Below are 13,936 nucleotides of genomic sequence, written 5' to 3'. Positions count from 1 at the left end.
TGAAGGTCGACATCCCCATCGTCGGCAACGTCAAGGACGTGCTGCAGGAGATGATCGCCCAGATCCAGAGCGGCGAAGCCAAGCCCAACAAGGCGGCGCTGGCCAAGTGGTGGGAGCAGATCGAGCAGTGGCGCAGCGTCGACTGCCTGAAGTACGACCGCAACTCCGAGATCATCAAGCCGCAGTACGTGGTCGAGAAGATCTGGGAACTGACCGGCGGCGATGCCTTCATCTGCTCCGACGTCGGCCAGCACCAGATGTGGGCTGCACAGTTCTACAAGTTCAACGAGCCGCGCCGCTGGATCAACTCCGGCGGCCTGGGCACGATGGGCGTGGGCCTGCCGTATGCGATGGGCATCAAGAAGGCGTTCCCGGACAAGGAAGTCGTCACCATCACCGGTGAAGGCTCGATCCAGATGTGCATCCAGGAGCTCTCCACCTGCCTGCAGTACGACACGCCGGTGAAGATCTGCTCGCTCAACAATGGCTACCTGGGCATGGTGCGCCAGTGGCAGGAAATCGAGTACGACAACCGCTACTCGCACTCCTACATGCAGGCGTTGCCCGACTTCGTGAAGTTGGCCGAATCCTATGGCCACGTGGGCATGCGGATCGAAAAGACCGCCGACGTCGAGCCCGCGCTGCGCGAAGCCTTCCGACTCAAGGACCGCACCGTGTTCCTCGACTTCCAGACCGACCCGACCGAAAACGTCTGGCCGATGGTCCAGGCAGGCAAGGGCATCTCTGAAATGCTGCTCGGCGCGGAGGACCTCTAATGCGCCACATCATTTCCGTCCTGCTGGAAAACGAACCGGGCGCGCTGTCGCGCGTGGTGGGCCTGTTCTCGGCGCGCGGCTACAACATCGAGACGCTGACGGTCGCCCCGACCGAAGACGCCTCGCTGTCGCGCATGACGATCGTCACCACCGGTTCGGACGACATCATCGAGCAGATCACCAAGCACCTGAACCGCCTGGTGGAAGTCGTCAAGGTCGTCGACCTGACCGAAGGCGCGCACATCGAGCGTGAGCTGATGCTCGTGAAGGTGCGTGCGGTCGGCAAGGAACGCGAGGAGATGAAGCGCACCGCGGACATCTTCCGCGGACGCATCATCGACGTGACCGAGAAGACCTACACGATCGAGCTGACCGGCAACGGCGTCAAGCTTGACGCGTTTCTCGATGCCATCGACCGCACCGCCATCCTGGAGACCGTCCGCACGGGCGGCTCGGGCATCGGCCGCGGCGAGCGCATTCTGAAGGTTTGAGCCGGCGCGTGCGTGCAGCCGGACCCCATCGATATTTGAAAACTAGGACATCACCATGAAAGTGTTTTACGACAAGGACGCCGACCTCTCCCTGATCAAGGGCAAGAACGTCACCATCATCGGCTACGGCTCGCAAGGCCACGCCCACGCCCAGAACCTGAACGACTCGGGCGTGAAGGTGACGGTCGGCCTGCGCAAGAATGGCGCGTCGTGGAACAAGGCCGTCAACGCCGGCCTGCAGGTCAAGGAAGTGGCCGAGGCTGTGAAGGAAGCCGACGTTGTCATGATCCTGCTGCCGGACGAGCAGATCGCCGACGTGTACAAGAACGAAGTGCACGGCAACATCAAGCAAGGCGCCGCGCTGGCGTTCGCCCACGGCTTCAACGTGCACTACGGTGCCGTGATCCCGCGTGCTGACCTGGACGTCATCATGATCGCCCCGAAGGCGCCGGGCCACACCGTGCGCGGCACCTACACGCAAGGTGGCGGCGTGCCGCACCTGATCGCCGTGCACCAGGACAAGTCGGGCGCCGCGCGTGACATCGCCCTGTCGTACGCCACCGCCAACGGCGGCGGCCGCGCCGGCATCATCGAGACCAACTTCCGCGAAGAGACCGAAACCGACCTGTTCGGCGAGCAAGCCGTGCTGTGCGGCGGTACCGTCGAGCTGATCAAGGCTGGCTTCGAGACGCTGGTGGAAGCCGGCTACGCGCCGGAAATGGCCTACTTCGAGTGCCTGCACGAGCTGAAGCTGATCGTCGACCTGATCTACGAAGGCGGCATCGCCAACATGAACTACTCGATCTCGAACAACGCCGAATACGGCGAGTACGTCACCGGCCCGCGCGTCGTGACGGCCGAGACCAAGAAGGCCATGAAGCAGTGCCTGACCGACATCCAGACCGGCGAATACGCAAAGAGCTTCCTGCTGGAGAACAAGGCTGGCGCCCCGACGCTGATCTCGCGCCGCCGCCTGACCGAAGAGCACCAGATCGAGCAAGTCGGCGCCAAGCTGCGTGCGATGATGCCGTGGATCGCCAAGAACAAGCTGGTCGACCAGTCGAAGAACTGATCGTCCGCGCCTTGTGCGAGAAGAAAGCCAGCCTGCGGGCTGGCTTTTTTTATACTGATTCGTGTCGGCAGAAGGGTGTTTCAGGTGCTGGTGCGGTTGCGCGTCGGCTAGAATGCCGCATTTCCTTCACGACGCTTTCCGAGGTCAGATTTTGAACAACACGTATCCGCATCCCATCATCGCGCGCGAGGGCTGGCCGTATCTGGGCGGGATCTTCATCGTCACGCTCATCGTGCAGGCTGCCGCCGGCCTTGGCTGGGCATGGCCGTTCTGGCTGGTGACGCTGTTCGTGCTGCAGTTCTTCCGCGATCCGGCGCGCGCGGTGCCGACGCAAGCCAATGCGATCCTGTCGCCGGCCGATGGCCGCATCGTCGCCGTCGAACAGGTGCGTGACCCGCATGCCGATCGCGACGCGCTGAAGATCAGCGTGTTCATGAACGTCTTCAATGTGCACTCCAATCGTGCCTCCGTCGACGGTACGGTGCAGCAGGTGCAGTACTTCCCCGGCAAATTCGTCAATGCGGACCTGGACAAGGCGTCGCTGGAGAACGAGCGCAATGCCGTGGTGCTGCGTCGTGCCGATGGCCAGGTCGTCACGCTGGTGCAGGTGGCCGGCTTGGTCGCGCGCCGCATCCTTTGCTATACCAAAGTCGGCGAGACGCTTGCACGCGGCCAGCGCTATGGCTTCATCCGATTCGGCTCGCGCGTCGACGTGTACCTGCCGCTGACGGCGCGCCCGCGCGTGACCATCGGCGAGAAGGTGTCCGCCACGCTCACGGTGCTCGCAGAGCTGGACTGATCCGGAGGCCACCATGCCCGCGTTCAACCGGCGCAAGAAGCGCTTTACCGCCAGCAACGTGATGCACCTGCGTCCGTTGCGCCACAACCAGCCACGCTCGGACGACGACGATCTCGAGATCGTGCGCCCGCGCCGGCGGGGCATCTACCTGCTGCCGAACGCGTTCACGACGGCGGCGCTGTTCTCCGGCTTCTTCGCCATCGTGCAGGCGATGAACCTGAACTTCGAGACGGCCGCCATTGCCATCTTCGCGGCGATGGTGCTCGACGGCATGGACGGCCGGATCGCGCGCATCACAAACACGCAGAGCGCGTTTGGTGAGCAATACGATTCGCTGTCCGACATGTGCTCGTTCGGCGTGGCGCCGGCGCTGGTGATGTACGAGTGGATCCTGCGTGACCTGGGCAAGTGGGGCTGGCTGGCGGCGTTCGTCTACTGTGCCGGTGCTGCGCTGCGGCTGGCGCGTTTCAACACCAATATCGGCACAGTCGATAAACGCTTCTTTCAGGGCATGCCGAGTCCGGCCGCTGCGGCATTGATCGCGGGCTTCGTCTGGCTGGCGATCGACAACAAGTTGCCGGTCAAGGAACTGTGGATGCCGTGGGTGGCCTTCGGCCTGACGCTGTATGCCGGCCTGTCGATGGTGTCGAATGCGCCGTTCTACAGCGGCAAGGCGCTCGGCGTGCGGCATCGCGTGCCGTTTGGCGTGATGGTGCTGGTGATCGTGCTGTTCGTGGTGATTTCCAGCGACCCGCCGGTCGCGTTGTTCGGCCTGTTCATCGGCTATGCGGTGTCGGGTTACCTGCTGTGGGGCTGGCGTACGCTGCGCGGTCAGCAGGGCAGTCCGCGCGTGCCGCGGGAGCCCACACCGGGCGTCGAAGAGTGATCGATCGACGCCTTCTGTGCGCTTGCACCAATTTTTGAATTCGTCTATAGTCGTCCGCATGCTTTCGCGCCCGATTTCCATTCTGATTACGCTAATCTCGATTGATGGCCTACTAGGTCGTCAGGTCGGGATACGCGCATAGGAAATCGCAGAACAGGCAACCAGGAAACGCCTAGTTTTCGCGAAACAGGAATCACAGCGCCCCGGCCTGCATCACTGCACGCCGGGGCGTTTTGCATTCTGCCCCAGCAAATAACAACCCCTGACAACCACCGAGACCGACGCCAAAAACGTCACCCCTACCCAAGGAGCCGCCATGAGCGACAAACTCATCATTTTCGACACCACCTTGCGCGATGGCGAGCAGTCGCCCGGTGCGTCGATGACCAAGGAAGAGAAGATCCGCATCGCCAAGCAGCTCGAGCGGCTCAAGGTGGACGTGATCGAAGCCGGTTTCGCGGCCAGCTCCAATGGCGACTTCGAGGCGATCCGCGCGATTGCCCAGTCGGTCAAGGACTCCCGAATTTGCTCGCTGGCCCGCGCGAATGACCGCGACATCTCCCGCGCCGCCGAGGCGCTCAAGCCGGCCGGCCAGTTCCGCATCCATACGTTCATTGCCACCTCGGCGCTGCACATGGAGAAGAAGCTGCGCATGACGCCGGACCAGGTGTACGAGCAGGCGCGCCTGGCCGTGCGCTTCGCGCGCCAGTTCACGGATGACATCGAGTTCTCGCCGGAAGACGGCAGCCGCTCCGACATGGACTTTCTGTGCCGCGTGCTGGAAGGCGTGATCGCTGAGGGCGCGAACACCATCAACCTGCCGGATACGGTGGGCTACGCGGTGCCGGAGGGCTATGCCGCGCTGATCCGCTCGGTGCGGGAGCGCATCCCGAATTCCGACAAGGCGATCTGGTCGGTGCACTGCCACAACGACCTGGGCATGGCCGTCGCCAACTCGCTGGCCGCCGTCAAGCTTGGCGGCGCACGCCAGGTCGAGTGCACGATCAACGGCCTGGGCGAGCGCGCCGGCAACACCAGCCTCGAAGAGGTGGTGATGGCCGTCAAGACGCGCCGCGACTACTTCAACCTCGACGTCGGCGTCGACACCACGCAGATCGTGGCGGCCTCCAAGCTGGTTTCGCAGGTCACCGGTTTCGTGGTGCAGCCGAACAAGGCCGTGGTGGGCGCCAACGCCTTCGCGCATGCCTCGGGCATCCACCAGGATGGCGTGCTCAAGGCGCGCGACACCTACGAGATCATGCGCGCCGAAGACGTGGGCTGGACGGCTAACAAGATCGTGCTGGGCAAACTCTCGGGCCGCAACGCGTTCAAGCAGCGCCTGCAGGAGCTGGGCATCGAGCTGGATTCGGAAGCCGAACTGAACGCCGCCTTCACGCGCTTCAAGGAACTGGCTGACCAGAAGGCCGAGATCTTCGACGAGGACATCCTTGCGATCGTCGCCGACGAGGAGCAGCAAACACAGGGCGAGCATTTCCGCTTCGTGTCGCTGTCGCAGCGCTCGGAGACCGGCGAGCGCCCGCACGCGCGCATCGTCTTCGTGGCCGACGGCAAGGAGGTGACGGGCGAGGCCGAAGGCAACGGCCCGGTCGACGCCACGCTCAACGCCATCGAGAGCCAGGTCGGCAGCGGCGCCGAGCAGCTGCTGTACTCGGTCAACGCCATCACGACCGGCACGCAGGCGCAGGGCGAGGTGACGGTACGCCTGTCCAAGGCTGGCCGCATCGTCAACGGCGTGGGCACCGATCCGGACATCGTCGCGGCCTCGGCCAAGGCCTACCTGGCGGCGCTGAATAAGTTGCAGGACAAGAGCAGCGAGAAGCTCAACCCGCAGATCTGATCGCGGATCGCATCGAACACACGCAGGAGCCAGTTCCCGACCCAACACGATCACAACTGAGCGCGCACCCGGTTACCCATCGGGCCGCGAAGCGGGTGCGGCGGCACCGGACACGTCAAGCGCGTGATTCCCGGGCCAGCCGTCTTTGAGTGCGATGTCCGTGCGATCCACGACATGGCCGACCCGAACATCCACGCCAGGTGATGCGCCTCGCGTGGATGTTGCCGTTGCAGCAGTACCGGCGCACTCAGGGACGCGAGTCGGCATCGTGGTCGTACATCGGGTCTGGGCTGACCTGCGTGAGGCGCACCACGCCGTCGCGGTCGAAATAGAAGTTCATCAACGACGGCCACACGCCTTCGTGCTTGAAGCGGTAGGACCACACCTGGCGGTCCATCAATCGGAAGTAGGCAGTCTCCTCGGGCTTGCCGAACATCTGCTGCACATCTTTCTGCGTCCACGTGCCGACGCGCACCTGCGCAAAATCCATCGTGGTCAGTATCTGCCGGAACGAGATGAGTTTGCCGCTCGTGTCGAAGTCGGCCGCGTAGGTGAATTGCCCATAAGGCTGCGTCGGATACAGCCAGCGCGTGCCGCCGTCGGCGCGCGGATATTGCTCGGGCGGCTTACCGAAGCGTGCCTCTACGGCCGAAGCCGGCTGGCCAACCAGGGCTTCGCCCGTTGGCACGGGGGCCAGGACGGCGCACGCGCCCAATGACGCCAGCGCCGCGATGAGCAGCGTCGCGCGCTGCCCTATCAACCGAATGCTCACGATGGTTCTCCTGAATGCCTCCAGTGTAGGGTGCCACGTTGCTTGTGTCGGCGCGCGCAGCCGCTTTACCATCCGCGCTTCACGGAGAATTGCCATGATGTTTCGTTGCTTTGTGGCCGTCTTGACGGCGATGGGTCTGTCTGGCGCGGCAGCTGCCCAGCCTGAGGCGGCGCCGATCCGGCTGGCGCTGATCGAGGGCCTGTCCGGTCCGTTCGCCAACGCTGGCGAGGCGGTAGATCGGAACCTGCGCATCGCCATCGAGGGCGTGAATGCGCGCGGTGGCGTGAAGTTGCCGGACGGGCGTCATCCGCTCGCGCTGGTGCGTTTCGACAGCAAGAACACGGTCGACGAGTCGCTGCTGCAATTGCAGGCGGCAACCGATGCCGGCATCCGCTTCGTCCTGCAGGGCAACAGCTCGGCGGCTGCGGCAGCATTGTCGACGTCCATCTCGCGCTACAACGAGCGCCACCCGGATGCGCGCGTGCTGTTTCTCAACTACGCCGCCGTCGATCCGGCCCTGACCAACGAGGCATGCAGCTTCTGGCACTTCCGCTTCGACGCCTCGGCCGACATGCGCATGCATGCGCTGACCGAGGTCATCCGCGCGGACAAGGCCATCAAGAAGGTCTACCTGATCGGCCAGGACTACACGTTCGGCCGCCAGGTAGCGCAATCGGCGCGCCAGCAGTTGGGCGAGAAGCGGCCGGACGTTGCCGTCGTCGGCGAGGTGCTGCACCCGATCGGCAAGGTGAAGGATTTTGCCCCCTACGTGGCGCGCATCGCGGCGTCGGGCGCGGACACGGTCATCACCGGCAACTGGGGCAACGACCTGACGCTGCTGGTCAAGGCGGCGCGTGACGCGGGGCTCAAGGCGCGCTTCTTCACGTTCTACGGCAACTCGCTGGGTGCGCCGGGGGCGATGGGCGAGGCGGGCGTCGGCCGCGTGGTGGCGGTGGCCGAGTGGCACCCGAACCTGGGCGGCGCCAAGTCTGACGCGTTCTACAAGGCGTTCCGCGCGCGCTATCCGGCCCCGGCTGACGACTACCCGCTGCTGCGCGACCAGATGATGGTCGACATGCTGGCCGCTGCCGTTGAGCGCGCAGGCACCATCGAGGCGAGTGCGGTTGCACGTGCGCTGGAAGGCGCATCGCTCGACAACGGCTTCCACCGCATCACGTTGCGCGCCGAAGACCACCAGGCGATCCAACCGCTTGTCGTGACGCAGATGGAGCGGGCAGGGACGCCGGGCACGCCGTTCGACATCGAGGGTTCGGGCTATGGCTTTCGCACGCTGAAAGTGATTCCGGCGGCGCAAACGGCCTTGCCAACGACGTGCAAGATGACGCGTTATTGATCGGCCCTGACACAGAACTGTCGTCTGGCGAGGGGATTGGGCTATAATCGCCGTCTTGCCGTCCAGGCCGGGTTCGGAATGCGGTCGGCAAGATTACTGTTCAACACGGCACAGGTGGCGGTCATCCAAGCGCTGCAGTGTCCGCAAGTCAAAAGGAATCGAAATGTCCGTTGCTAACATCAACAAGCAAGAAATCGTCAAGGATAACGGCCGCAGCGCCAACGATACGGGTAGCCCGGAAGTGCAAGTCGCACTGCTGACCGCCCGCATCAACGAACTGCAGCCGCACTTCAAGGCGCACATGAAGGATCACCACAGCCGCCGCGGCCTGCTCAAGATGGTGAGCCGTCGTCGCCGTCTGCTGGACTACCTCAAGGGCAAGGACGCCGACCGCTACACCGCGCTGGTTGCGAAGCTGGGTCTGCGTAAGTAATGATGGGTCTCACGCACTGCGCGTGATGAACAAGTGCCTGCGTCAGCGTGCTGATGCAGGCATTTTGTTTTTTGCGGCCGCGTTTGCGGCCGCGCCGGGCAACCGGCAAGCGATGGCGGTCGATTGAGTGATCGGCTGCCAGGGACCGGGGGCGGCAGGGAGCAGAGTCTTGTGTCATTCCAGCGCGGCATTGCATGCCAGCGCTGCGCTGGAATGGCATAAAACACACCTCTGCAACCGCACCGTCTTCCGGAACGTGTTTGTCGCGGCGCATAGATCGATGCGCGCCGTGAATACCGAACAGGAGAAAACATGTTCAACAAGATCGTCAAAGAATTCCAATGGGGCGGCCACAAGGTCCGCATGGAAACGGGTGAGATCGCCCGCCAAGCCAGCGGCGCCGTGCTGCTGGACATGGACGACACCGTCGTGCTCGCCACCGTGGTGGGCGCCAAGAACCCGAAGCCGGGCCAGGATTTCTTCCCGCTGACCGTCGACTACCTCGAGAAGACCTACGCCGCCGGCAAGATCCCGGGTGGCTTCTTCAAGCGTGAAGGCCGTCCGTCGGAAAACGAAACGCTGACCTCGCGCCTGATCGATCGCCCGCTGCGCCCGCTGTTCCCGGAAGGCTTCTACAACGAAGTCCAGGTCGTCATCCACGTGCTGTCGATCAACCCGGAAGTGCCGGCCGACATCCCGGCGCTGGTGGCCTCGTCGGCTGCCCTGGCCGTGTCGGGCCTGCCGTTCAACGGTCCGGTGGGCGCTGCCCGCGTGGGCTACAAGGATGGCCAGTACCTGCTGAACCCGAACCGCGCGCAACTGGCGCATTCGGAGCTGGACCTGGTCGTGGCCGGTACCGAGCGTGCCGTGCTGATGGTCGAGTCGGAAGCGCAGCAGCTGTCGGAAGAAATCATGCTGGGCGCCGTGGTGTACGGCCATGAGCAGATGCAGATCGCCATCAACGCGATCCACGAGCTGGTGCGCGAAGGCGGCAAGCCGGAGTGGGATTGGCAAGCGGCCCCGAAGAACGAAACGCTGTTCGCCAAGGTGTCCGAACTGGGCCTGGCCGACCTGCAAGCCGCTTACCAGCTGCGCCAGAAGTCGGCCCGCAGCCAGAAGCTGAAGGAAGTCTACGCATCGGTTGGCGCCAAGCTGGCCGAAGCCGGCGTGGAAGCCGACGGCGTGGAAGTCGACAACATCCTGTTCGAGCTCGAATCGAAGATCGTGCGCGGCCAGATCCTGAACGGCGAACCGCGTATCGACGGCCGCGACACCCGCACGGTGCGCCCGATCGAGATCCGCTCGTCGGTGCTGCCGCGCGCTCACGGCTCGGCGCTGTTCACGCGCGGTGAGACGCAGGCGCTGGTGGTGGCTACGCTCGGCACCAAGAGCGACGAGCAGATCATCGACGCGCTGCAAGGCGAGTACCGTGACCGCTTCATGCTCCACTACAACATGCCGCCGTTCGCCACGGGCGAAACCGGCCGTGTGGGCAGCCCGAAGCGCCGCGAAGTCGGCCACGGCCGTCTGGCCAAGCGCGCACTGATCCCGGTGCTGCCGAAGGACGACGAATTCGCTTACACGATCCGCCTGGTGTCGGAGATCACCGAGTCGAACGGCTCGTCGTCGATGGCATCGGTGTGCGGTGGCTGCCTGGCGCTGATGGATGCCGGCGTGCCGGTCAAGGCGCACGTGGCCGGCGTGGCCATGGGCCTGATCCTGGAAGGCAACAAGTTCGCCGTGCTGACCGACATCCTGGGTGACGAAGATCACCTGGGCGACATGGACTTCAAGGTGGCGGGTACCGACAACGGCATCACCGCGCTGCAGATGGACATCAAGGTGCAGGGCATCACCAAGGAAATCATGCAGGTCGCACTGGCGCAAGCCAAGGAAGGCCGTCTGCACATCCTGGGCAAGATGCAGTCCGCCATGGGCCACGCACGCACCGAGCTGTCGGAGCACGCACCGCGCATGATCACCGTCAAGATCAATCCGGAGAAGATCCGCGACGTGATCGGCAAGGGCGGCTCGACCATCCAGGCGCTGACCAAGGAAACCGGCTGCACGATCGACATCCAGGAAGACGGCACGATCACCATCGCGTCGACTTCGTCGGAAGGCATGGCCGAAGCCAAGCGCCGTATCGAAGGCATCACGGCCGAAGCCGAAGTGGGCAAGATCTACACGGGTACCGTGCTCAAGCTGCTGGACTTCGGCGCGATCGTGAACATCCTGCCGGGCAAGGACGGTCTGCTGCACATCTCGGAAATCGCCAACGAGCGTGTGAACCAGGTGTCGGACTACGTGAAGGAAGGCCAGGTCGTGCGCGTGAAGCTGCTGAGCACCGACGAGAAGGGCCGTATGCGTCTGTCGATCAAGGCCGCCAAGGCCGAGGAAGGCGACGTGCCGGCCGCTGCACCGCAAGCGCCGGGCGCTGGCGATGCGACCTCGCAGCAGCAACAGCAACAACAGCAGTAATAGTCGTCAAGGTGGCGGGGTTTCTCGCCACGTGAATGGCAAGAGAGCGGCTGGACAGTGTCCAGCCGTTTTTTTGTTTACACTGCGTCGCGAGTTCCTCTTCCGCGTCCGACCATGAGCCGCTTGTTCGAGCAAAACCGCATCGCCGTTGTCTGGGATTTCGACAAGACGTTGATCCCACGCTACATGCAAGTGCCGCTGTTCGAGCGCTACAACATCGCCGAGCAGGGCTTCTGGGATGAGGTCGCCGCTGGCTCCAAGGAGATTGAATCGCGCGGCCAGAAGGTCAACCATGAGACGTTCTATCTGAACGTGCTGCTGCGCCACGTGCGCGACGGCCGCATGGCGGGGCTCGACAACACCACGTTGCGCGTATTGGGCGCCCAGCTCGAATTCTTCCCGGGCGTGACCGACTTCTTCGAACGCAGCAAGGCCTGGGTGCGCGACAACGGCGCCTACCAAGCGTTCGACATCAAGCTCGAGCACTACATCGTCAGCACCGGCCTGACCGAGATGATCAAGGGTTCGCCCATTGCACCGTACATCGATGGCGTGTGGGGCTGCGAATTCCTGGAGGCGCCAGACGTGAACGGCCGCCAAGTCGTCTCGGAAGTCATCTACGCCATCGACAACACCACCAAGACGCGCGCGCTGTTCGAGATCAACAAGGGCGTCAACAAGCATCCCGAGGCGGTCAACGTGAACTCGTCGATCGCCGAGGATGAGCGCCGCGTTCCGTTCGCCAACATGATCTACGTGGCCGATGGCCCGAGTGACATCCCGGCGTTTTCGGTGGCCCGCAAGGGCGGCGGTCGCACGTATGCCGTCTACAACCCCGAGAGCGCGCGCTCGTTCGAGCAGGCCGATAACCTGCGCGCCGATGACCGCGTCGACATGCTCGGCCCGGCCGACTACCGCATCGGCTCGCCCACCGAGATGTGGCTCAAATTGCATATCGGCAAGATCGCCGACGCCATCGTCCACGGCAAGCAGGAGATCCTGCGCGAGACCTCGCGCGGTATCCCGCAGCACTTTGTCGAACCCAAGCGCGCCGCATCGTAATTCTGGAATCCGAATCCCCATGAAAGCCATTGAAATCACCCAATACGGCGGTCCCGAAGTCCTGAGGCTTGGCGAGCGCCCGATGCCCGAGCCGAAGGCCGGCGAAGTCCTGATTCGCGTGCGCGCAGCCGGCGTGAATCGGCCCGACGTCTTCCAGCGCATGGGCAACTATCCGGTACCGCCGGGGGCATCTGAAATCCCCGGCCTGGAAGTGGCCGGCGAGATCGTCAGTGGCGATCTGTCACACGCCGACAACCGCTTCGGCCTGAAGGCGGGCGATCGCGTTTGCGCGTTGGTGCAGGGCGGGGGCTACGCGGAGTTCTGCACGGCGCCGTTGGGCCAGGTGCTGCCGGTGCCCGCGGGCCTGTCCGATATCGAGGCCGCGGCGCTGCCCGAGAACTATTTCACCGTCTGGTCGAACGTGTTCGATCGCGGCTTGCTGGGGCAGGGCGCGCACGGCGCGGATGAAACGCTGCTGGTGCAAGGGGGCTCGAGCGGCATCGGCACGGCGGCGATCCAGATGGCGTCCGCGCTGGGGCATCGCGTGTTCGCCACGGCCGGCAGCGCCGACAAGTGCGCGGCTTGCGTCGAGTTGGGCGCCGCGCGCGCCATCAACTACAAGACCGAGGATTTCGCCGAGGTCGTCAAGGCTGAGACCGGTCGCGGTGTCGATGTGGTGCTCGACATGGTCGGCGGCAGCTACGTCACACGCGAGATCGCTTGCACGGCCGACGATGGCCGTATCGTGCTGATCGCGCTACTGGGTGGTGCCAAGGCCGAGGTGCCGCTGGGCGATATCCTGCGCCGGCGCATCACGCTGACGGGCTCGACGCTGCGGCCGCGCCCGGTCGCCTTCAAGGCGGCCATCGCGGCGAACCTCTACGAGAAGGTGTGGCCGCTGCTGGCGTCCGGCCGGATCAAACCGGTCATTCACGAGGTCATGCCGGCTGCACAGGCCGCACAGGCGCACGCCTTGATGGAATCGAGCGCGCACATCGGCAAGATCATGTTGGTTTGGGATTGATCTCCGAGACGCCAAAATTGACCCTGTTTTTGCTGCCACGGTAGAATGCCGGGTTTATTTGACAGTCGACCGGGCGGAACAAGAACGTGAACGCAAGACCGAAGCTGGTGGTGGGCAACTGGAAGCTGCACGGCAGCCTGAACACCAATGCCGCGCTGCTTGAGCAGATCAAGGCCGCAGGCAAGACCAACGCCACGCTGGCGGTGTGTGCGCCGTTCCCGTATCTGGCACAGTGCCAGGCGCTGCTGGCCGGTTCGGCAGTGGGTTGGGGCGCGCAGGATGTGTCCGCTGAAACGCGCGGCGCCTTTACGGGCGAAGTGGCGGCGTCCATGCTGTCGGAATTCGGCTGCGGCTACGCGATCGTCGGTCACTCCGAGCGCCGCACGTACCACGCTGAAACCGATGCGCAGGTGGCGACCAAGGCGCTGCGTGCGCTGGAGCATGGCGTGACCCCGATCGTCTGCGTGGGCGAGACGCTGGCGCAGCGTGAGGCTGGTGAAACCGAGCAGGTGGTGGGTCGCCAGTTGGACGCTGTGCTGGATACGCTGTCGGCCGAGCAACTGGGCCGCATCGTCGTGGCCTACGAACCGGTCTGGGCGATCGGTACCGGCAAGACCGCGACCAGCGAGCAGGCGCAGGCAGTGCACGCCTTCCTGCGTGCACGTGTCGCCGCCCGCGACGCCGGTGTGGCGCAGCGCCTGCCGATTCTGTATGGCGGCAGCGTCAAGCCGGACAATGCTGGCGAACTGTTTGCGATGGCGGACATCGATGGTGGCCTGATCGGCGGTGCATCGCTGAAGGCCGAAGATTTCCTGGCGATCGGTCGCGCATAAGTGACCGGTCCGGGTTGCGACGTAAAGAACGTGTGCGACCGCAACATATTATTGAGAGAAACGAAATGGCAATTCTGAAGACTCTGCTGCTGGTG

13 protein-coding genes are annotated in these 13,936 nt (G+C 64.1%); 12 read left to right on the top strand and 1 reads right to left on the bottom strand.

The window, feature by feature from the left end; translation table 11 throughout:
• The 6 genes from QZ609_RS17160 to QZ609_RS17135 form a co-directional block, all read left to right on the top strand.
• Positions 1-776, top strand: a 776-nt coding sequence (locus QZ609_RS17160) for a thiamine pyrophosphate-dependent enzyme (protein ID WP_295497341.1), incomplete at its 5' end; no start/stop codon positions are given.
• Complete coding sequence (ilvN, locus tag QZ609_RS17155) at positions 776-1,267, top strand: acetolactate synthase small subunit (RefSeq protein WP_224078157.1); 492 nt, start codon at positions 776-778, stop codon at positions 1,265-1,267. The genes QZ609_RS17160 and ilvN, both read left to right, overlap by 1 nt.
• 55 nt (positions 1,268-1,322) lie before the next feature.
• Positions 1,323-2,339 carry a ketol-acid reductoisomerase gene (gene ilvC / locus QZ609_RS17150; protein ID WP_295497337.1) on the top strand — a complete coding sequence of 339 codons (1,017 nt, stop codon included), beginning with the start codon at positions 1,323-1,325 and terminating at the stop codon, positions 2,337-2,339.
• 151 nt (positions 2,340-2,490) lie between these two features.
• Positions 2,491-3,138 (top strand): phosphatidylserine decarboxylase, encoded by a 648-nt coding sequence (locus QZ609_RS17145; protein ID WP_295497335.1) that lies wholly within the window; start codon positions 2,491-2,493, stop codon positions 3,136-3,138.
• A gap of 13 nt (positions 3,139-3,151) precedes the next feature.
• Positions 3,152-4,024, top strand: coding sequence for a CDP-diacylglycerol--serine O-phosphatidyltransferase (pssA, locus tag QZ609_RS17140; RefSeq protein ID WP_295497333.1), 873 nt, complete (start codon positions 3,152-3,154; stop codon positions 4,022-4,024).
• A gap of 316 nt (positions 4,025-4,340) precedes the next feature.
• A complete protein-coding gene (locus QZ609_RS17135) occupies positions 4,341-5,882 on the top strand; it encodes a 2-isopropylmalate synthase (protein WP_295497331.1) in 1,542 nt (513 codons plus the stop codon).
• A gap of 247 nt (positions 5,883-6,129) precedes the next feature.
• Here the strand turns inward: QZ609_RS17135 and QZ609_RS17130 are convergent, their stop codons facing one another.
• Positions 6,130-6,654, bottom strand: a complete 525-nt coding sequence (locus QZ609_RS17130; RefSeq protein ID WP_295497329.1) for a hypothetical protein — start codon at positions 6,652-6,654, stop codon at positions 6,130-6,132.
• Positions 6,655-6,751: 97 nt separating this feature from the next.
• Here QZ609_RS17130 and QZ609_RS17125 point away from each other — a divergent pair, with 97 nt between their 5' ends.
• The 6 genes from QZ609_RS17125 to tpiA all read left to right on the top strand — a co-directional run bounded on the left by QZ609_RS17125 (position 6,752) and on the right by tpiA (position 13,841).
• Entirely contained in the window at positions 6,752-8,008 is a 1,257-nt protein-coding gene (locus QZ609_RS17125) for a branched-chain amino acid ABC transporter substrate-binding protein (protein ID WP_295497343.1), read from the top strand.
• 163 nt (positions 8,009-8,171) lie between these two features.
• Entirely contained in the window at positions 8,172-8,441 is a 270-nt protein-coding gene (gene rpsO / locus QZ609_RS17120) for a 30S ribosomal protein S15 (protein WP_021194996.1), read from the top strand.
• Positions 8,442-8,753: 312 nt separating this feature from the next.
• Positions 8,754-10,922 carry a polyribonucleotide nucleotidyltransferase gene (gene pnp / locus QZ609_RS17115; RefSeq protein WP_295497325.1) on the top strand — a complete coding sequence of 723 codons (2,169 nt, stop codon included), beginning with the start codon at positions 8,754-8,756 and terminating at the stop codon, positions 10,920-10,922.
• A 114-nt stretch (positions 10,923-11,036) separates the two neighbouring features.
• Positions 11,037-11,984 (top strand): HAD family hydrolase, encoded by a 948-nt coding sequence (locus QZ609_RS17110; RefSeq protein WP_295497323.1) that lies wholly within the window; start codon positions 11,037-11,039, stop codon positions 11,982-11,984.
• Between the two features lie 19 nt (positions 11,985-12,003).
• A complete protein-coding gene (locus QZ609_RS17105) occupies positions 12,004-13,008 on the top strand; it encodes an NAD(P)H-quinone oxidoreductase (protein WP_295497321.1) in 1,005 nt (334 codons plus the stop codon).
• An 86-nt stretch (positions 13,009-13,094) separates the two neighbouring features.
• Positions 13,095-13,841 carry a triose-phosphate isomerase gene (gene tpiA, locus QZ609_RS17100; RefSeq protein WP_295497319.1) on the top strand — a complete coding sequence of 249 codons (747 nt, stop codon included), beginning with the start codon at positions 13,095-13,097 and terminating at the stop codon, positions 13,839-13,841.
• The last annotated feature ends 95 nt before the right edge of the window (positions 13,842-13,936 follow it).

Source organism: uncultured Ralstonia sp., assembly GCA_913056305.1.
Taxonomy (GTDB): domain Bacteria; phylum Pseudomonadota; class Gammaproteobacteria; order Burkholderiales; family Burkholderiaceae; genus Ralstonia.
The sequence above is the reverse complement of the archived record's forward strand: the minus strand, read 5'-3'. Positions and strand labels throughout refer to the sequence as shown.